Here is an 18,782-nt window from a genome sequence, read left to right as displayed (position 1 = left end):
CGCCCGGCGACGGGCGGTAGCGGTCCGAAGGCCCGGCGATCCCGGGCGAGCGCTCAAGGAGAACCGAATGTCGGAGACCCCGAACCTGGACTTCGCAGGTACCACGCCCTACGAGGACTACGTCCAGGCGGACGTCCTCACCCACCTCCAGCATCCGCTGTCGGACGATCCCGGCGAGATGGTGTTCCTGGTGACCACCCAGGTCATGGAGCTGTGGTTCACCGTCATCGTGCACGAGTGGCAGACCGCCGCGACCGCGCTGCGGCAGGACAACCTGCCGACCGTGTTCGCCGCCCTGAAACGGTCCACCTACGAACTCCAGTCGCTGAACGCCTCCTGGGAGCCGCTGGCGCATCTGACCCCCGCCCAGTTCAACTCCTACCGCTCGGCACTCGGTGAGGGCTCCGGATTCCAGTCCGCGATGTACCGGCGGATGGAGTTCCTCCTCGGCGACAAGTCGGCGTCCATGCTGGTCCCGCACCGCGGCGCCCCCCGGGTGCACGACGAGCTGGAGAAGGCGCTGCACGAGCCCAGCCTGTACGACGAGGTGCTGCGCCACCTGCACCGCAGGGGTGCCGCGATCCCCGAGGCCGTACTGGCCCGTGACGTCACCCGGCGGCACGAGCCCGACCCGGAGGTGGAGGCCGTCTGGGCCCGCATCTACGCCCAGGAGGTCCCCGCCGGCGCCCGGACGGCGGAGGGGAGCCCGGCGGCGGACAGCAGCGACAACGCTGACGCAGGGGACTACAGCCGCGACCCGCAACTGCTCCGCCTCGGCGAGGCCCTCACCGAGGTCGCCGAGCAGGTCTGGCGCTGGCGCAACGACCACCTGGTCGCCACCCGGCGAGCGATGGGCTCCAAGACCGGCACCGGGGGCTCACCCGGGGTGAGCTGGCTGGAGAAGCGGGCCGCCAAGAACGTCTTCCCCGAGCTGTGGACGGCGCGCAGCCATGTCTGAGCCGGTACGCGCCCCCGGTCCGTCGTCACGGCAGGCCCGCGCGCGGGATGCGGCCGACCCGCTGGCACCGCTCCGGGACGCCTTCGTGCTGGACGACGCGCCCGGGGGCGTCTACCTGGACGGCAACTCGCTCGGCGCGCTGCCGCGCGCCGTCCCCGACCGCCTGGCCGAGGTCGTGGGCCGCGAGTGGGGGCAGCTCCGCATCCGCTCCTGGACGGAGTCCGGCTGGTGGGAGGCGCCGGAGCGGATCGGCGACCTGATCGCCCCGCTGATCGGAGCTGCCCCCGGGCAGCTCGTCGTCGGCGATTCGACCTCCGTCAACGTGTTCAAGGCGCTCACCGGTGCCGTCCGGCTGGCCGACGTCGAGGGAGGGCCGGAGAAGGACGAGATCCTGGTCGACGCGGCCACCTTCCCCACCGACGGCTATATCGCGGAGTCCGTCGCCCGGATGACCGGCCGGACGCTCCGTCCGGTGGCGCCGGAGGGGATGGCGGAGTCGCTCGGCCCGCGGACGGCGGCCCTCCTCGTCAACCAGGTCGACTACCGCACCGGCACGCTGCACGACCTCCCCGCCCTCACCCGCGCGGCGCACGCCGTCGGCGCGTACGTGGTCGCGGACCTCTGCCACAGCGCCGGAGCGCTGCCGGTCGGGGTCGACCGGCACGGTGTGGACTTCGCCGTCGGCTGCGGCTACAAGTACCTGAACGGCGGCCCGGGAGCGCCCGCGTTCCTGTACCTGCGCCGCGCCCACCAGGCCGCGTTCGACTCCCCGCTGCCCGGTTGGAACGCCCACCGCGACCCCTTCGGGATGCGGGCCGGCTTCGAGTCCGCGGGCGACGTCCGCAGCGGCCGGGTCGGCACCCCCGACCTGCTGTCCATGCTGGCACTGGAGGCGGCTCTCGGCGTCTGGGAGGGCGTGGGCATTGAGCAGGTGCGGGCGAAGTCGCTGGCCCTGACCGACTTCTTCCTGGAGTGCGTCGCGGCCCGGGTCCCCGCGGGTCGGCTCGCCTGCCTCACGCCGACCGAGCACCACCGGCGGGGCAGCCAGATCTCGCTCTACTGCGAGGACGCCGAACCGGTGATGGCCGAGCTGATCGCGCGGGGCGTCGTCGGCGACCACCGCCGGCCGGGCGTCTTGCGCTTCGGGTTCACTCCGCTGTACACCTCGTTCACCGATGTCGAGCGCGCCGCGGAGGTGCTGGGGGAGGTCGTCGGGTGAGCGATGCCGAGTGGGCGCAGCTGAGCGCGCTGGAACCGGTGGAGCCGGTGAGCAGCGAGAGCTACGGCGACGACGCCGCACAGGTCGTCGACCGGTACGGCAAGGAGAACGGTCCTCGGGTCACGGTGCTGCACGGCGGGTTCTGGCGGCAGGCCTACGACCGCGGCCACCTGACGCCGTTCGCGGCGGCCTTGGGGCAGCAGGGCTTCTCCGTCGAGCTGGTGGAGTACCGGCGGGTCGGTGGCGGGGGCGGCTGGCCGCAGACGGCCGAGGACGTGGACGCGGCCCTGACCCGTCTCGGCGGGCCGCCCAAGGTGCTGCTGGGCCACTCGGCGGGCGGCCAGCTCGCCCTCTGGGCGGCGGCGCACCGAGAGCGGGCGGCGGACCGGGTGATCGCGGTCGCCCCGGTCGCCGACATGGTGCGCGCGCACGAGTCCGGTCTCGGCGATGGCGCGGTCTCCGACTTCCTGGGCGGTCCGGAGGGCCTGGCGGCGCATCTGCCGGAGGCCGATCCGATGCGGCTGCTGCCCCGGGTGGCCGTGGAGGTGGTGCACGGCACCGCCGACACCGACGTGCCGATCGAGCTCTCCCGCCGGTACGTGAACAACTGGGGCGCCCGCCTCCAGTTGATGTCGGGGACCGGGCACTACACGCCCTTCATCCCGACCAGGCCGGCTTTCAGCGTCCTGCTCAGCATGATCCGCCGTCCCTGACCGCCGGGCGCCAGCTGTCCGGGGCGGACACGCCGGCCGCGTGGCGGTGATGGGGCCCCCGCCCAGGAAGGGTGCCGGGACGGGGGTCAGGCGGCGAGGCCGCGGATCACCCGGGCGCCCGGGAGCGCGGCGAGTGCGCGGCCGGGCAGCAGGATCTTGCCGCGGCGCAGACCGCTGCCGACCACCAGCCACGGCGACTCGGCCGCGGCCTCGTCGACCAGGAGCGGCCAGCCGGCCGGCAGGCCGATCGGGGTGATGCCGCCGTACTCCATGCCGCTCTCCGCGACGACGGCGTCCATCGGAGCGAAGGAGGCCTTCCGGGCGCCCAGTTGCGTACGCACGGTGCGGTTGACGTCGAGCCGGGTGTGGGCAAGCGCCATGCACGCGGCGTATCCGGTCTCCTGACCGCGCTTGCCCGCCACCACGACGCAGTTGGCGGAGGCCTCCAGCGGCACGCCGTACGCGGCGCAGAAGGCGGCGGTGTCGGCCTTCTCCGGGTCGGTGTCGACCACGAGCACCGACTCCACCGGGTGCGCCGACGCCCAGGCGCCCAGGGCCGCGGCCACCGGTTCCGCCACCAGGTCGGGACGCTCCGCGGCCGGCCAGGCGTCCGTGAAGTCGCCGAACGGAATGCTTGCCGATGCGCTCATGGAATCAGGATAGGCACCGCCCGCGCGCTGCGGGGCTCCCTCCGGTCGTCCGCCTCAGGGTCCCGGCGGGCACGCGCATACCATATCAAGCGTGCACATGACAACAAACGGGCGATGAACCCCGGTGGTGAGTTCTGGTGCGCCATCTTCACACTTCCGTGGCCAACTCCCCTTTCCCGGTGGGCAGCCTGGCAGTGACCCGAGGGGGCGGGTCGGACCGGGCGCGTGCGTGGCCCTGTCCTCGGCTGCGCCTCCCCACAGCGTTGTCCTGGAGGAGAGTTGACCGACCGACCGTCACGCCGGCGCTTTCTCGGAACCGCCGCGGCCCTCGTCGGGGGCGCGGCGAGCATACCCGTCCTCTGCTCCGGCCCGGCCTTCGCCGGTCCGAAGGAACTCCCGGTGGTCACCCGACCCGACCATCCGGACGCCGAACACGCCTCCGCCGCCGGCCGTGCCTCCGGGGGCGAGCCGCTCAACGCCAGTGTGAGCTGCGGACTCGACGGGAGGACCGCCTGATGGTCGTCTTCGTCCCCCGCGCCCAGTGGGGCGCCCGGGCACCCGGCGCGACCAGCACCAACATCACCCCGCAGCACGGCGGGGTGGCCGTCCACCATGTCGGTGGAACGCGGGTCGCGGCATCGAGCCACAGCTCCTGCGCCGGGCAGGTGCGCGGCCACCAGAACCACCACATGGACACCAACGGCTGGGACGACATCGCCTACAGCCACCTCGTCTGCGTGCACGGCCACGTCTTCGAGGGACGCGGGGAGGGGCTGCGCACCGCCGCCAACGGGAGCACCTCCGGCAACCAGAACTGGTACGCCGTGTGCGGGCTGGTGGGGGGCAGCAGTAGCAACTACGACACCGTCACCAGCGGGCTCGTCGACGCCTTCCATCACGCCATCACCCGGCTCAGGCAGCAGGGCGGCGCCGCGAACGGCGTCAACGGCCACCGCAACCTGACCTCCACGGCCTGCCCCGGCAACCTCTACCCGCTCGTGCAGGACGGCACCCTGAACCCGGACGGCGGGAGCGGGCCGCCGCCGTGGCCCGGCGTCCACTTCTCCTACCCGCCGGTCTTCCACCACTCCGCCGTCGGCACCTGGCAGTCTCGGATGAACAGCGCGCACGGCGCCGGACTCACCGTCGACTCCGCCTACGGCCCCTCGTCGAAGGCGGCCTGCCAGGACCTCCAGGCGGCCGGGAGACTGACGGTCGACGGCATCGTCGGCCCGGACACCTGGAATGCCACCTTCTCCTGACGCCGCGTCCGATGCCGGAGGAGCGGTCCGCGCCGCGTGCGCGGACCGCTCCTCCGGCATCGGACGCGGGCTCGCGCGGGGCGGTCGGACGCGGGGTGTGCGTTCTCAGACGTCTCTCATCGATGCCTTATCCGTTCCTCACCCCCCACTCCTAGCGTGCGGGAATGTTCCTCATCTACCTCGGGCGCGAGTTGCGCCGCCGTCGGAAGGCGGCCCTCGTCGTCGCCTCCGGCCTCGCCCTGGGCATCGCCCTCGTCATCCTCGTCAGCTCGGTCTCCTCCGGTATGGAGCAGGCCCAGAGCAAGGTGCTCCGGTCGCTGTACGGACTCGGCACCGACATCACCGTCACCAAGGCGGCCGACCCGCGGGGCGAGGGGGGCGGCGGAGACCGGCCGCGTTTCGAGTTCGACGCCGGGGACGACGAGGGGGACTCCGCGCAGAGCCAGGACATCATCATGGTCCAGGGCTTCCAGACCCTCGACGCCGGGACCGTGGCGCAGGTCGGCGAGCAGGACGGTGTGGCCGACGCGGTCGGCGGCCTCAACCTCACGGTGATGAAGGTGGACGGGGAGTTCCGCCGCGGGGAGGTCGCTCCCGCCGAACCCGGCACCGGCGACGGCGCCGCCCGCGACGGGGCGGGCGGCGGGCAGGTGCGCGGCGGCGGTGCCGCCTTCGACGTGGACTCCTTCACCGTCTACGGCACCGACGTGTCGAGCACCGAACTCGGACCGCTGACCTCCTCCGTGCTCACCGACGGACGGGCGCTCACCGACGAGGACGCCGGGGCGGACAACGCCGTCCTCGACAGCGCGTACGCGCAGGAGGAGGAGCTGGAGGTCGGGTCGGACGTCACCGTCTCCGGCACCGACTTCGAGGTCGTCGGCATCGCCACCCCGGACAGCGGCGACGCGGCCGCCGACGTCTACGTGCCGCTGGGCCGGGCGCAGACGCTGGCCGACGTGGAGGAGGAGATCACCACCGTCTACGTCAAGGCGACCGACTCGCAGCAGATCGACGCCGTCAAGGCCGGCATCGAGGAGGAGGTGCCCGACGCCACCGTGACCACCTCCGCCGACCTCGCCGACACCGTCTCCGGCTCCCTGAGCACCGCGTCCGACCTGGCCTCGAACGTCGGCAAGTGGCTCTCCTACCTGGTGCTCGCCGCCGCCTTCCTGGTCGCAGGGCTCCTCACCTCGGCGGCCGTCAGCCGACGGGTCCGGGAGTTCGGCACGCTGAAGGCCCTGGGATGGCGGAGCAGCCGGGTGACCCGGCAGGTGGTCGGCGAGGCCCTGGTCAACGGTCTCATCGGGGGCGCCCTCGGGATCGCGCTCGGCCTCGCGGGCGCCTGGGCCGTCACCGCGTTCAGCCCCACCCTCACCGCCGAGCTGGGGGCGTCGGCCGGAGCCGCGGACGGCGGGCCCTTCGGCGGCCCGGGCGGCGGACGCGGAGGCGCTCCGGGCGGAGGCGGTCCGGGCGGTGGTGCGGACACCACCGTCCTGGACATCGCCCTCAGCGCGCCCGTCTCACCGACCACCATCGGCATGGCGGTCACCCTCGCCGTGGCGGGCGGGCTCGTCGCGGGCGGCTTCGGCGGCTGGCGCGCCTCCCGGCTGCGCCCGGCCGACGCCCTGCGCCGCGTCGAGTGACCCCCGCCCGGAGCAGTGGTCCGTCCCGGCTCGAACCCTGGCCTCCCCGGCCCGGCCCGAAACCGTAGCGCCGCCGCAACCGCCGTTCGCCACCACCCACTGGAGTTGACCCACCGTGTACCGACTGACCGGAGTGACCCGCCGCTACCGGCGCGGCAAGGAGACCGTCGACGCCCTGGCCGGCATCGACCTGACCATCGAGGACGGTGACCGGCTCGTCATCCAGGGCCCCACCGGCGGGGGCAAGTCCACTCTGCTCCAGATGCTGGGCGGGCTGGACCGGCCCACCTCGGGGAGCATCGAACTGGACGGCGTGGACCTCGCCCGCCTCGGCGAGGCCCGCCTGACCGCCATCCGCGCGCAGAGCATCGGGTTCGTCTTCCAGAGCTTCAACCTCATCCCGACCCTGACCGCGCGGGAGAACGTGGAGACGGCGCTGGTGCCGCTCGGCACGAAGGCCGCGGACCGCCGCGCGCAGGCCGCCGAGGCGTTGGAGTCGGTCGGCCTCGGCGAGCGCCTGGGCCACCTGCCCGGCGAGATGTCCGGCGGCCAGCAGCAGCGGGTCGCCATCGCCCGGGCGCTGGTGAAGCGCCCGAACGTGCTGCTCGCCGACGAGCCGACCGGCAACCTGGACGAGTCGATGCGCGACGAGATCATGGAACTGCTGGAGGGGCTCTGGCAGGAGCACCGTCCCACCTTCGTGATGGTCACCCACGACAGCGCGCTCGCCCGCCGTGCGCCCCGGGTCGCGACCATCCGCCGGGGCCGCGTGACCGTCACCGATCAGGTACCCGCCCCGTAGGACGCCCCCGTTCCCGGCCTCCGCCGGAGGGTCCTCGCCGCTCGGGCCCCGCCCGGGGCGGGGCCCGCCGCCCGGGCCCGCCCGTCCCGCGCGCTGCCGTCCGGGGGCGGACGGGGTCCCTCCTGCGGGGGAGGCCTCAGCATGCGACTCGGGGCGGACGCTCCCGGGGACGGCGCTCCGTACTGTTCCGGACATGCCGCAGACCCACCGGCAGCCGGACCCGCGGACCGAGATGCGCGTACGTCCACCAGGCGCTCCGCTCCGGAGCCTCCGGCTTCCTGCTCAAGGACGCCTCCGCCGGGCAACTGGCCACCGGGGTGAGGACGGTGGCCGAGGGGGAGTCGCTGCTGGCCCCAGCCGTGACCCGGAGCCTGATCGACGAGTTCACCCGGACAGCGGCGGACAGCGGCGGACAGCGGCGGACAGCGGCGGACAGCGGCGGACAGCGGCGGACAGCGGCGGACAGCGGCGGACAGCGGCGGACAGCGGCCGCCGCTGCGGGGCCCTCCCCCCCCCGGGGCGCCGGCCGGGACCTCGGGCGGCGCGTCAGTCGAGGAAGGAGTTGATCTGGATCGTCTCGTCCCGGCCGGGACCGACCCCGATGGCGGAGATCGGCGCTCCCGACATCTCCTCCAGTGCCTTCACGTACCGCTGGGCGTTCTTCGGCAGCTCGGCGAAGGTCTTCGCCTTCGTGATGTCCTCCGACCAGCCCGGAAGGTACTCGTACACCGGCTTGGCGTGGTGGAAGTCGCTCTGGCTGTAGGGAAGTTCGGTGACCCGCTTGCCTTCGACCTCGTAGGCGACGCAGACCGGGATCCGCTCCCAGCCGGTGAGCACGTCGAGCTTGGTGAGGAAGAAGTCGGTCAGGCCGTTGACGCGGGTGGCGTTCCGGGCGATCACCGCGTCGAACCAGCCGCAGCGTCGGTCGCGCCCGGTGGTGACGCCCCGCTCGCCGCCGATGCTGCGCAGCGCCTCGCCGTCCGCGTCGAACAGCTCGGTGGGGAACGGTCCTGCGCCGACCCTGGTGGTGTACGCCTTGAGGATGCCGATGACCCGGCTGATCTTCGTCGGGCCGACGCCCGCACCCGTGCAGGCGCCGCCCGCGGTCGGGTTGGAGGAGGTGACGAACGGATAGGTGCCGTGGTCGACGTCCAGCAGGGTGCCCTGGCCGCCCTCGAAGAGCACCACCCGGCCCTCGTCGATCGCGTCGTTGAGCACCAGCGTCGTGTCGCAGACGAAGCCGCGCAGCGGGTCCGCGAAGCCGAGCAGTTCCTCGACGACCTGGTCGGCGCTGACCGCCCTGCGGTTGTAGAGCTTGGCCAGCACCTGGTTCTTGAAGTCGAGCGCGGCCTCCACCTTCTGCCGCAGGATCGACTCGTCGAACAGGTCCTGCACCCGGATGCCGACCCGGTTGATCTTGTCGGCGTAGGTCGGCCCGATCCCGCGGCCGGTGGTCCCGATCTTCCGGCCGCCCAGGAACCGCTCCGTCACCTTGTCGATCTCGGTGTGGTACGGCGTGATCAGGTGGGCGTTGCCGCTGAGCAGCAACTTGGAGGTGTCCACGCCGCGCTCCTGGAGCCCGCTCAGCTCGGAGAGCAGCACGGCCGGGTCGACGACGACCCCGTTGCCGATGACCGGTGTGCAGCTTGGCGAGAGGATGCCGGAGGGCAGCAGGTGGAGCGCGTACTTCTGGTCGCCGACGACGACCGTGTGGCCGGCGTTGTTGCCGCCCTGGTAGCGCACCACGTAGTCGACCGAGCCGCCGAGCAGGTCGGTGGCCTTCCCCTTGCCCTCGTCACCCCACTGAGCACCGAGCAGCACAAGTGCGGGCACAGGCGTACACCCCTTCCGGGCGGGGCATGTCCCACGTGCGTGAGTGGCGGATCGGCCGCTTGCCGACGTGCTCGCCACAGCGAGAGCCGTGAACCGGTGCCCCGGATAGATGAAGCCCCTGGCGCAACAGCGCAGCAGGGGCTCTTGCACCGAGAGGTTACCTGAGGAAGGACGAAGGTGTCGGCCCCAGACCTGTTGTTCGTGGTCGTCGATCCCGCTGCCCGTCACATCGACGGTGAGTCCGTGCGGATCGCCAGGGACGTGCTCCGTGCGGGCGCGCCCGGACTGAAGCTCTGCCTGCCCCACCGGCGGGAGGAGGTGGCCCGGTTGCTCGCGCGGCGCGGACGCCGCCGGCCGGTGGTGGTCGGCGACGATCAGGCGCTGCTCTGCGCGGTCCAGGCCCTGCACGCGGAACGTGCCGGGCCCGGTGCGGAGCATCCGCCGCTGTCGCTGGCGGTGGTGCCGGTCGGCCCGCCCGGCACGGTGTCACTGGCCGCCGGCCTCGGCGTCCCGACGGACGCGGTGCACGCGGCCCGTGCGGTACTCGAAGGCGCCGAGCGCCGACTCGACCTGCTCGTCGAGGACACCGGGGCGGTGCTGTTCGGGCCGCTGCGCATTCCGGGCGCCCGCGGTGCCGGACGCCCGTCCGAGCCGCCCGGGATGCGCGGTGCCCTCGGCCGGTGCGCCTCGGCCATCCGCCCCTTCCGCCGCCCGCCCCGGTCGCTGCCGCGGCTGCGGGTCGAGGCGGACGGGGTGGTGCTGGCCGAGCCCGGACGGCCGGTGGCGGAGGTCTCCGTCTCCGTCTGGCGGGAGGAGCGCCTCCCGCGCGGGCCCGGCTCCGCCGGGGCGCCCGGCTCACGGGCCCGACAGGGGCGGGCCCGTGAGCCGGGCGCGCGGGCCCCCGCCGCGGGCAGCCCGGACGGACCCGGTGTGGAGGGCTTCGGCGCGGACGGTCCCGGGGCCGACGACGCCGGTGCGGGCGGCGGCGCTGACGGCTCCGGTGCGGAACGGCTCGGCAGCGGTCTGGCCGAGGTGGTGGTGCGCTCCGCCGCGGTCCGGTCCGGTGCGCCGTCGGTGACCGTGCGGGCCCGGGCGGTCACGGTGTCCGGGCCCGAGTACCGCGCCCGGACCTGGACGGTGGCGCCGTCGGCGCTGCGTCTGACGGTGCCGGGCCGTCCCGCGGGCGGTACCCCGCCGCGAGGCTGACCCCGGGCCCGGCGGCCCTTCGGGCAGCCCCGCCGGCCACCGGCGGGACAGCCCTCAGCCGCCGTCTTCGGTGCGGGAGCCGTCCGCCGCGCCGGCCTCGTCCCGGCTGCGCTCCCGGTGCCACCGGTCCATGATCGCGCTGAGTTCGGCGCGCATGAAGACGAAGAACTCCGCAGTCTCGGCGACCCGCTGGCCGGCCGGGGTGTTGGGGCCGAGGACTTCGCTGCCGTACCGGAAGGTGCTCAGCCAGCGGCCGAGCAGGGCGTCCCGGTTCGTCAGCGCCTCGTACCAGACGCCCGCGTGGACCCGGTAGCGCTCGCGGCGCGAGCCGGGCACCCGCTCCCGGCTGATCAGGTGCACCTGCGTCAGGTAGCGGACCGCGCCGGAGACCGCCGCCGGGCTGATCTGCAACCGCCGGGCGAGCGCCGCCGCGCTCAGCGCGCCCTCGTCGGTGGCGAGCAGGCAGGCGAAGACCCGGGAGGCCATCCGCTGCATCCCCGCGTCCGTCAGATCCGCGGCGAGCCGCTCCACGAAGGCCGACACCTCGGGGGAGTATGCGGTGGCGGAGTCCTCACCGGCGCCGGGTTCGGCGGCGCCCTCCCCGGCGACGGGGACCGCGAGGTGCCCGGCCGCCGGTCCGGTTCCGGCGGGCGGCGGAGCGGACCGCCCGGCGTGCTCATCGGGCTGATCGGAATGCGCTTCGTTCTTGGACACCACCTGATCATCCTCGCAGCTTCCTCGGAGCGGCGGTTTTGACGCTTTACTAACTTCACAAAGTTGTGAAGTGACTGTAGCTTCAGAGGCATGACCACGGTAACCACGGCCCTCGACGTCTCCGGACTCGTCAAGACCTTCGGCCGGACCCGCGCACTGGACGGCCTCGACATGAGCGTCGGCACGGGAGAGGTGCACGGCTTCCTGGGTCCGAACGGCGCGGGCAAGTCCACCGCCATCCGCGTCCTGCTCGGACTGATGCGTGCCGATTCCGGCAGCGTCCGCCTGCTCGGCGGCGACCCCTGGCACGACGCCGTCGCCCTCCACCGGCGCCTGGCGTACGTGCCCGGAGACGTGGAGCTGTGGCCCAACCTCACCGGCGGCGAGTCGATCGATCTGCTGGCCCGGCTGCGCGGCGGGATCGCTCCTCGGCGCCGTAACGAACTCGTCGAGCGCTTCGGGCTCGACCCGACGAAGAAGGGGCGCAGCTACTCCAAGGGCAACCGGCAGAAGGTCGCCATCGTGGCGGCCCTGGCCTCCGACGCCGAACTGCTGCTGCTCGACGAGCCCACCGCGGGCCTGGACCCGCTGATGGAGGTGGTCTTCCAGGACGTCATCACGCAGGCGAAGGCGGCCGGCAGGACGGTGCTGCTCTCCAGCCACATCCTGGCCCAGGTGGAGAAGCTCTGCGACCGGGTCAGCATCATCCGGCTCGGCCGCGTCGTGCAGGCCGGCACGCTGGGCGAGTTGCGCCACCTCACCCGCACCACCGTCGAGGCGGAGACCGAGCGGCCGGTCGACGGCCTGGCCAGGATGCCGGGGGTGCACGACGTCCGCACCGAAGCCGGACGGCTGCACTTCGCCGTGGACAGTGACCGGCTGGACGGCGCGATCCGCCGACTGAGCGAGTGCGGGATCCGCAGCCTGACCAGTCACCCGCCCACGCTGGAGGAACTGATGCTGCGGCACTACGGCGACGAGGTCCCCGAGGCGGCGGCCGCCGGAACGCCCGCTCCCGCGACCGGTGCCCCCGCCGACGGCGGCACCGGAGCGGGACGATGAGCGCCGCCCCCGCCCCAGGAGCCCCCGCGCCCGGCTCCTCGACCTCGGTCACGTCCGCCCCCGGCCCGGCCGTCGCGGGCCGGACCGGCCGATCCGGCACCCTCGCCGGCACCGGCACCCTGCTCCGCTTCCACCTGCGCCGGGACAGGGTCCGACTCCCGGTCTGGCTCCTGGCGCTGACGCTGAGCACCGTGCTCACGGCGACCAGCTACCGCGACCTCTACGCCGACGCGGCCGACCGCAGCTCGGTGGCGGAGACCATGAACAGCCCGGCCGGACTGGCCATGTCCGGGCCCGCCCGCTACCTCGACGACTACAACTTCGGCTCGATGCTCGGGCACCAGATGCTCGGGTTCGTGGCGCTGATGACCGCGCTGATGAGCGTGCTCGTCGTCACCCGGCACACCAGGGCCGAGGAGGAGACCGGTCGGGCCGAACTCGTCCGTTCCGCCGTCGTCGGCCGCCACGCGCCGCTGACGGCGGCACTCGGCGTCGCCGTCCTCGCCAACCTGGCACTCGCGCTGCTGCTCACCGCGAGTCTGGCCGGTCTCGGCCTGGCGGGCGTGGACTGGGCGGGCTCGCTGCTCTACGGAGCGGCGCACGCCGGGGTGGGACTGGTCTTCGCCGCGGTGGCCGCCGTCACCGTGCAGCTCACCGCCTGGTCCCGCGGTGCGTCCGGGCTCGCTTTCGCCGTCCTCGGCGTGGCCTACGTGCTGCGCGCGGCGGGCGACGTGGGCAGCGGTGCGGCGGCCTGGCTCTCCCCGATCGGCTGGGCCCAACGCACCTACGTCTACGTCGACAACCGCTGGTGGCCCCTGCTGCTCGCGGTGGCCCTGGCCGCCGCGGCGACCGGTCTCGCCTACTGGCTCAGTACCCGCCGCGACGTCGGTGCCGGTCTCCGGCCGGCCCGCCAGGGACGGCCGAGCGCCTCCGGAGCGCTGACCCGCCCGCTCGGCTTCGCGGTGCGGCTGCACCGCAGCACCTTCGCCGGCTTCGCGGCCGGACTCTTCGTGATGGGCCTGGCCTACGGCTCGATCCTCGCCGACGCGGAGGAGATGCTGGAGAACGTCACCGCCGTGCAGGAGGCGCTCGCCGAGGTCGGCGGTGCCTCGGTGGCCGAGTCCTTCGCCTCGATGGTGATGGTGGTGATCTCCGTGGTCGCCGCGGCGTACGTGGTGACGGCCGCGCTGCGTCCCCGGGCCGAGGAACTCGGGGGCCGCGCCGAACCGCTGCTCGCCACGGCGCTCTCCCGGAACCGCTGGGCCGGCAGCCATCTCGCAGTCGCCCTCGCCGGCGGCACCCTGCTGCTCCTGCTGGCCGGACTCGGGTTCGGCCTGGCCGGCGCCGCAGCGACGGGGGACGCCGGTCTGCTGCCCGCGCTGGTGGGCGCGGCCCTGGCCTACGCCCCCGCCCTGTGGGTCACGGCGGGCGTGGCGCTGCTGCTCTTCGGGTGGCTGCCGCGGGCCACCGCGCTGGCCTGGACGGTGCCGGTGTACGCGTTCCTCGTCGGCTACCTGGGGCAGATCCTGCGGTTCCCCGACTGGTTGCAGAATCTCTCGCCCTTCGGCCATGTGCCGCGGTTGCCCGCCGCGGAACTGGACTGGACGCCGCTGGTGGTGCTGACCGCGCTGGCGGCCGGACTGCTCGCCCTCGGCCTGGCCGGCTTCCGCAGCCGCGACCTCGACGCCAAGTGACCTGCCCGCCGTCCCGTCGCCGTCCCGGTCTGTGCGCCGCCGGACGGCAGCGGGTCGGGCGTCGGCAGCGGGTGGGATGACGGCTCGTCGGGTGACACCGCGTCGGGCGGGCGACGGCGGACCTGCGGCGGGGTGACGGGAGCTCAAACCGCCCTCGGTTGGGTCAACGCGGCACCCGGCGGGCGGTACAGCGGATGCGACTTGCCCGGGTCGCTGCTGGCATGGGGTCGAAGGCACGCGGACAACGCGGAAGATCCGCTTCCGCACGCGGGCCTTCTGACCGGAGGTCACGCTTCACATGAAGATGCGCATTCTCGCCACCGCCGCAGCGTCCACCGTCCTCGCATTCGGCATGGCCGGCCCCGCCTTCGCCGGGGGCGACACCGGCAGCGCCGGCGGGCTGGAGGTCCGCCCGGCGTCGGGCGGCCCCGGCACCGAGGTCGAGATCAAGGCGACCTGCAAGGACGGCGGGCACGGCACCGTCGCCTCGGACGCCTTCGAGAGCAGCCAGGCCCTCACCGACCCGGAGCACCACGGCGACGACCGGGCGGACCGCCGGCACCACGGCAAGGGCCACCACAAGGCATTCGCCACCGCCAAGGTCATGCACGAGGGACTCACCAACGGCAAGACGTACCACGTCACCGGCTACTGCCAGAACCACCAGCCGATGACCGGCACCTTCACCTACACCGGGGTGCACGGCGGGGCGCACGCCGGCCTCGGCGGCCTGGCGGCGGGCGAGGACGGCCTGCCCACCGCCACCACCACGGCCGCCGCGGCGGCGGGCGGACTGGCCCTCGCCGGGGCCGCGGGCTACGTCGTCTGGCGGCGCCGGGCGGGCGCGGACCAGGCGTGACGCGCCCCCGGATATCCATGAGCACCCGACAGGAACGGCTCGCGTCGCGCAGCCGAAGGGTCGAGGCGGTGGCCGCGGTTCTCACCGTGGCCGTGGCCACCGCACTGCTGGCGGCCGTACCGGCGAACGAGCCGGACGGCGACGGCGACGCCCGGGGCGGCAGCCCCACCAGGGTGGCCGCCGGAGTGTCCAGGCCGGAAGCGGTGGACACCCTGCCGCCGCTTCCGGAACCCGACGTGATGCCGCGCTCCGCGCCGCGCTTGCTGACCATCCCGCAGCTCGACTCCACGGTGGAGCTGTTCGCCGCCGACGCAGAGGAGGACGGCACCCCGCCCGTGCCGGACGAGGAGGACGCCGACCGGGCCGCCTGGTACGAGGGCGGACCGTCCCCGGGTGAGCAGGGGCCCGCGCTGATCGTGGGGCACCTGGACACCGACCGGGGTCCGGCGGCCTTCGCCGGGGTGGGCTCGCTCCGGCCGGGTGCGGAGATCCGGATCGAACGCGAGGACCGCAGCACCGTGGTCTTCACCGTGGACTCGGTCGAGCAGTACCGGAAGGACGACTTCCCCAACCAGCGGGTCTACGGCCCGACGAGGAGCCCGCAACTGCGGCTCATCACCTGCGGGGGAAGCTGGAGCAAGGAGGAGGGCTATGACGCGAATATCGTCGCGTTCGCAAGCATCGAAGAGTGACATAACCGGCCGGGAGCGGTGTTTCCGCCGCCGCTCCCGGCACCGTTCCGCGGGGTCGCACGCCCGGCGCGGCGTCCCGGTCGGGCCACGGTCCGGCCGGGACGCAGTCGCGTGCGGCCCGGGACGGCCCCCGGGGCGCATCCGGCGAGGGGATTAGGCTGAGCGATCCGAGCAATTGAGCGACGGCGGTGAGGCGGACGATGAGCAGCAGCAACCCCGGTGGAACCCGCAGGATGAGCAAGGCCGAGGTCAAGGACGCCGACCGGGCCCACGTCTTCCACTCCTGGTCGGCCCAGGGGCAGATCGATCCGCTGCCCGTCGAGCGCGCCGCCGGTTCCTGCTTCTGGGACTACGACGGCAACCGCTACCTGGACTTCTGCTCCCAGTTGGTGAACGCCAACATCGGGCACCAGCACCCCGCGGTGGTCGCCGCCATCCAGGAGCAGGCCGGGCGGATGTGCACCGTCGCGCCCGGCTTCGCCGTCGACGTGCGCTCCGAGGCTGCGCGGCTGATCGCCGAGCGGACCCCGGGAGACCTGAACAAGATCTTCTTCACCAACGGCGGTGCCGAGGCCGTGGAGAACGCGGTGCGGATGGCCCGGCTGCACACCGGACGGCCGAAACTGCTCAGCGCCTACCGCTCGTACCACGGCTCCACCGCCGCGGCCATCAACCTCACCGGCGACCCGCGCCGCTGGGCCTCGGACACCGGCTCGGCGGGAGTCGTGCACTTCTGGGGCCCCTACGCCTATCGCTCGCACTTCCACTCCGACAGCGAGGAGCAGGAGTGCGAGCGGGCACTGGCCCACCTGGAGGAGACGGTCGTCTTCGAGGGTGCGCAGACCGTGGCGGCGGTCATCCTGGAGACGGTGGTCGGCGGAGCCGGCATCCTGGTGCCGCCGCCCGGCTACCTCCGCGGCGTGCGGGAGATCTGCGACCGGTACGGCATCGTGCTCGTCCTCGATGAGGTGATGGCCGGCTTCGGCCGCACCGGCTCCTGGTTCGCCCTCGACCACTTCGACGTGGTCCCCGACCTGATCACCTTCGCCAAGGGCGTCAACTCCGGCTACGTCCCCCTGGGCGGGGTCGCCATTTCGGAACGAATCGCCGTCGACTTCGCCGACCGCCCCTACCCGGGCGGGCTGACGTACTCGGGCCACCCGCTGGCCTGCGCCTCCGCCGTCGCCACGCTCCGTGCGATGGCCGACGAGGGAATCGTGGCGAACGCCGCCCGGATCGGTGCGGAGGTGCTCGGCCCCGGGCTGCGGGAACTCGCCGAGCGGCATCCCTCGGTCGGCGACGTCCGCGGGCTGGGGGTCTTCTGGGCGCTGGAACTGGTCCGCGACCGCGGGACCCGCGAGCCGCTGGTGCCGTACAACGCCACCGGGGCGGACAACGCGCCGATGGCCGAGTTCACCGCCGCCTGCAAGCAGCGCGGTCTGTGGCCGTTCGTCAACATGAACCGCACTCATGTCGTGCCGCCCTGCACCATCAGCGAGAGCGAGGCGAAGGAGGGCCTCGCCGTGCTGGACGAGGCGCTCACCGTCGCGGACGCCTGGGTGGGCCGCTGAGGCAGGGCGACGTCCCACCGTCTGCCCCGGACGGTCACGCCCGCCTGCCGCCGCCCCTGCCGACGGCCGGGCGGCGACCGTCCGGTATCCGGTCGGTGCGGCGGGAGTGCGGGCCGCTCGCCGGGTCTCCCGGGTGGCCGGACAGCCCCTAAAGTGGCCGCAGCCCCCACCGAGGAGAACGCTCTCATGGCCGCAGCCATCACCCGCAGCACGCTGCGCCAGCAGATCGCCGGCGCACTGCGCGACGAAGTGCTGGCCGGGCGGCTTCCGGCCGGGCGGCAGTTCACCGTCAAGGAGATCGCCGAGCAGTACGGCGTCTCGGCCACCCCGGTCCGCGAGGCGCTGGTGGACCTCTCCGCGCAGGGCCTGCTCGACTCCGACCAGCACCGCGGCTACCGGGTGCACCGCTTCACGCTCGGCGACTTCACCACGATGGTGGAGGCGCGCACGCTGGTCGTCGAGGGGGTGTTCCGGGCCTCGGCGCACCGGCCGGAGCCGGGCCCGGCCGAACGGTTCGCCTCGATCCGGCGGCGGGCGGTGGCCTGCCGCCGGGCCGCCCTCCGCGGTGACCTGGACGTCCTGATCGGCTACGACCTGAGGTTCTGGCGCGAACTCGGCGACCTCGTGGGCAACCCGTACATCACCGACTTCCTGGAGCGGGTCCGGGTGCACTGCTGGGTGTTCGCGGTGCCCCATCTGCGGGCCCGCGGCAACCTGCACGGCCTCCTGTGGACCGGGCACCTGGAGCTGGTCGAGGCCGTCGAGCACGGCGACACGGCAGCGGCCGAGCGCACCGTCGCCGCGTACAACGACCACGCGCTGGCCCTCGTCCGCACGCTCGCAGGAACGGGCCCGGCCCCCGGCGGCGGTCCCGCGGCCCCCGGCGGCTCCGCGGGCCGCCCGGAGTCGCCGGGGCCGGCCCCGGACACGGCGTCGGCTCAGGCCCAGGGGACGCCGGTCAGCCGCTCGTAGGCCTCGACGTACTTGTCCCGGGTCCGCTCCACGACCTCGGCCGGCAGCGGCGGCGGCGGGGTCTCCGAAGCCCGGTCCCACCGCGCGTCCGGCCCGGTCAGCCAGTCCCGGACGAACTGCTTGTCGAACGAGGGCTGCGGCCTCCCGGGCTCCCACTCCTCGGCGGGCCAGAACCGGGAGGAGTCCGGGGTGAGCGCCTCGTCGGCGAGCACCAGGGTGTCCGGCTCCAGGCCCGGCGAGCCGCCCGCGGCCGACAGCCCGAACTCGAACTTGGTGTCTGCCAGGATGATCCCACGCTCCGTCGCGATGTCCCGGGCCCGGCCGTAGACGGCGAGGGTGAGCTGCCGCAGCGCGGCGGCGGTCTCGGCGCCGACCTCGCGGGCCACCTCCTCGTACGGCACGTTCTGGTCGTGCTCGCCGACGGCGGCCTTGGTCGCCGGGGTGAACAGGGCGCCCGGCAGCTCCGAACCGTCCACGAGCCCCTCGGGCAGGGCCAGGCCGCAGACGGTCCGTGACCGCTCGTACTCCACCAGGCCCGAGCCGGTCAGGTAGCCGCGCGCCACGCACTCCACCGGCAGCATCCGCAGCGAGCGGCAGACCGTCACCCGGCCCTCCCAGCCGGCGGGAGCGCCCTCCGGGACGTCGGTGGACAGCACGTGGTGCGGGACCAGGTCCGCGAGCTGCTCGAACCACCACAGGGAGAGCCGGGTCAGCACCCGGCCCTTGTCGGGGATCTCGGTGGGCAGTACCCAGTCGTACGCGGAGATCCGGTCGCTGGCCACCATGACCAGGTCGCCCGCCCCGTTCCGGTACAGGTCGCGCACCTTGCCGGTGTGCAGGTGCACCAGACCGGGCACCTGCGCCGGCTGGGGCTTCTCGACGAATCCGGACACGGTTCCTCCAACAGAGACGTTTCGGATACGGAATTC

At 73.7% G+C, this 18,782-nt stretch carries 18 protein-coding genes and 1 pseudogene; 15 read left to right on the top strand and 4 right to left on the bottom strand.

Going from position 1 to position 18,782, the window contains the following annotated elements; translation table 11 throughout:
• Nucleotides 1-67: 67 nt before the first annotated feature.
• From H300_RS0116335 to H300_RS0116325, 3 genes are read left to right on the top strand one after another with little or no spacing between them, the layout of a single operon-like run.
• Nucleotides 68-958, top strand: coding sequence for a tryptophan 2,3-dioxygenase family protein (locus H300_RS0116335; protein WP_028428284.1), 891 nt, complete (start codon nucleotides 68-70; stop codon nucleotides 956-958).
• A complete protein-coding gene (gene kynU, locus H300_RS0116330; protein WP_028428283.1) occupies nucleotides 951-2,177 on the top strand; it encodes a kynureninase in 1,227 nt (408 codons plus the stop codon). The genes H300_RS0116335 and kynU overlap by 8 nt, the downstream gene beginning before the upstream one ends.
• Nucleotides 2,174-2,890 (top strand): alpha/beta hydrolase, encoded by a 717-nt coding sequence (locus tag H300_RS0116325; RefSeq protein ID WP_028428282.1) that lies wholly within the window; start codon nucleotides 2,174-2,176, stop codon nucleotides 2,888-2,890. The genes kynU and H300_RS0116325 overlap by 4 nt, the downstream gene beginning before the upstream one ends.
• Before the next feature lie 86 nt (nucleotides 2,891-2,976).
• Here H300_RS0116325 and H300_RS0116320 read toward each other — a convergent pair whose 3' ends face one another.
• Nucleotides 2,977-3,540, bottom strand: a complete 564-nt coding sequence (locus tag H300_RS0116320; protein ID WP_028428281.1) for a YbaK/EbsC family protein — start codon at nucleotides 3,538-3,540, stop codon at nucleotides 2,977-2,979.
• Between the two features lie 279 nt (nucleotides 3,541-3,819).
• Between H300_RS0116320 and H300_RS27290 the strand changes: the two genes are divergently transcribed.
• The 5 genes and pseudogenes from H300_RS27290 to H300_RS32500 all read left to right on the top strand — a co-directional run.
• Nucleotides 3,820-4,056 (top strand): twin-arginine translocation signal domain-containing protein, encoded by a 237-nt coding sequence (locus tag H300_RS27290; protein WP_037980684.1) that lies wholly within the window; start codon nucleotides 3,820-3,822, stop codon nucleotides 4,054-4,056.
• Nucleotides 4,056-4,802, top strand: a complete 747-nt coding sequence (locus H300_RS0116310) for a peptidoglycan-binding domain-containing protein (RefSeq protein WP_028428280.1) — start codon at nucleotides 4,056-4,058, stop codon at nucleotides 4,800-4,802. Before H300_RS27290 ends, H300_RS0116310 begins: the two co-directional genes overlap by 1 nt.
• A gap of 164 nt (nucleotides 4,803-4,966) precedes the next feature.
• Nucleotides 4,967-6,448: an ABC transporter permease gene (locus H300_RS0116305; protein WP_028428279.1), complete on the top strand. Its 1,482-nt coding sequence runs from the start codon at nucleotides 4,967-4,969 to the stop codon at nucleotides 6,446-6,448.
• A 115-nt stretch (nucleotides 6,449-6,563) separates the two neighbouring features.
• On the top strand, nucleotides 6,564-7,250 hold the full coding sequence (locus H300_RS0116300) for an ABC transporter ATP-binding protein (RefSeq protein ID WP_028428278.1): 687 nt from the start codon (nucleotides 6,564-6,566) through the stop codon (nucleotides 7,248-7,250).
• A gap of 239 nt (nucleotides 7,251-7,489) precedes the next feature.
• Nucleotides 7,490-7,648 (top strand): annotated as a pseudogene (locus tag H300_RS32500) (DNA-binding response regulator); the annotation flags it as partial.
• Between the two features lie 148 nt (nucleotides 7,649-7,796).
• Here the strand turns inward: H300_RS32500 and H300_RS0116295 are convergent.
• On the bottom strand, nucleotides 7,797-9,083 hold the full coding sequence (locus H300_RS0116295; RefSeq protein ID WP_028428277.1) for an adenylosuccinate synthase: 1,287 nt from the start codon (nucleotides 9,081-9,083) through the stop codon (nucleotides 7,797-7,799).
• A gap of 177 nt (nucleotides 9,084-9,260) precedes the next feature.
• Here H300_RS0116295 and H300_RS0116290 point away from each other — a divergent pair, with 177 nt between their 5' ends.
• Nucleotides 9,261-10,289, top strand: a complete 1,029-nt coding sequence (locus tag H300_RS0116290) for a hypothetical protein (RefSeq protein WP_051270105.1) — start codon at nucleotides 9,261-9,263, stop codon at nucleotides 10,287-10,289.
• Between the two features lie 54 nt (nucleotides 10,290-10,343).
• On the opposite strand, the gene H300_RS27285 is transcribed toward H300_RS0116290, so the two are convergent.
• Complete coding sequence (locus tag H300_RS27285) at nucleotides 10,344-11,003, bottom strand: GbsR/MarR family transcriptional regulator (RefSeq protein WP_486583910.1); 660 nt, start codon at nucleotides 11,001-11,003, stop codon at nucleotides 10,344-10,346.
• A gap of 90 nt (nucleotides 11,004-11,093) precedes the next feature.
• Between H300_RS27285 and H300_RS0116280 the strand changes: the two genes are divergently transcribed.
• The 6 genes from H300_RS0116280 to H300_RS0116255 all read left to right on the top strand — a co-directional run bounded on the left by H300_RS0116280 (nucleotide 11,094) and on the right by H300_RS0116255 (nucleotide 17,853).
• Nucleotides 11,094-12,065, top strand: coding sequence for an ABC transporter ATP-binding protein (locus H300_RS0116280; RefSeq protein WP_028428275.1), 972 nt, complete (start codon nucleotides 11,094-11,096; stop codon nucleotides 12,063-12,065).
• Nucleotides 12,062-13,759: an ABC-2 transporter permease gene (locus H300_RS0116275; protein ID WP_028428274.1), complete on the top strand. Its 1,698-nt coding sequence runs from the start codon at nucleotides 12,062-12,064 to the stop codon at nucleotides 13,757-13,759. The genes H300_RS0116280 and H300_RS0116275 overlap by 4 nt, the downstream gene beginning before the upstream one ends.
• 298 nt (nucleotides 13,760-14,057) lie before the next feature.
• Nucleotides 14,058-14,618 carry a hypothetical protein gene (locus H300_RS0116270; RefSeq protein WP_028428273.1) on the top strand — a complete coding sequence of 187 codons (561 nt, stop codon included), beginning with the start codon at nucleotides 14,058-14,060 and terminating at the stop codon, nucleotides 14,616-14,618.
• 17 nt (nucleotides 14,619-14,635) lie between these two features.
• The gene (locus H300_RS27280; protein WP_078516056.1) at nucleotides 14,636-15,310 is read left to right on the top strand and encodes a class F sortase; all 675 of its coding nucleotides are present in this window, start codon (nucleotides 14,636-14,638) and stop codon (nucleotides 15,308-15,310) included.
• Nucleotides 15,311-15,510: 200 nt separating this feature from the next.
• Nucleotides 15,511-16,881: an aspartate aminotransferase family protein gene (locus H300_RS0116260; protein ID WP_028428272.1), complete on the top strand. Its 1,371-nt coding sequence runs from the start codon at nucleotides 15,511-15,513 to the stop codon at nucleotides 16,879-16,881.
• Nucleotides 16,882-17,067: 186 nt separating this feature from the next.
• Complete coding sequence (locus H300_RS0116255; RefSeq protein WP_037980681.1) at nucleotides 17,068-17,853, top strand: GntR family transcriptional regulator; 786 nt, start codon at nucleotides 17,068-17,070, stop codon at nucleotides 17,851-17,853.
• On the opposite strand, the gene H300_RS0116250 is transcribed toward H300_RS0116255, so the two are convergent.
• Nucleotides 17,820-18,746 carry a phosphoribosylaminoimidazolesuccinocarboxamide synthase gene (locus tag H300_RS0116250; RefSeq protein ID WP_028428270.1) on the bottom strand — a complete coding sequence of 309 codons (927 nt, stop codon included), beginning with the start codon at nucleotides 18,744-18,746 and terminating at the stop codon, nucleotides 17,820-17,822. The genes H300_RS0116255 and H300_RS0116250 overlap by 34 nt on opposite strands.
• Nucleotides 18,747-18,782 lie beyond the last annotated feature (36 nt).

It is taken from the genome of Streptomyces sp. TAA040, assembly GCF_000424845.1.
Note: the sequence above shows the minus strand (reverse complement) of the source record. Positions and strands in the feature narration are given on the sequence as shown.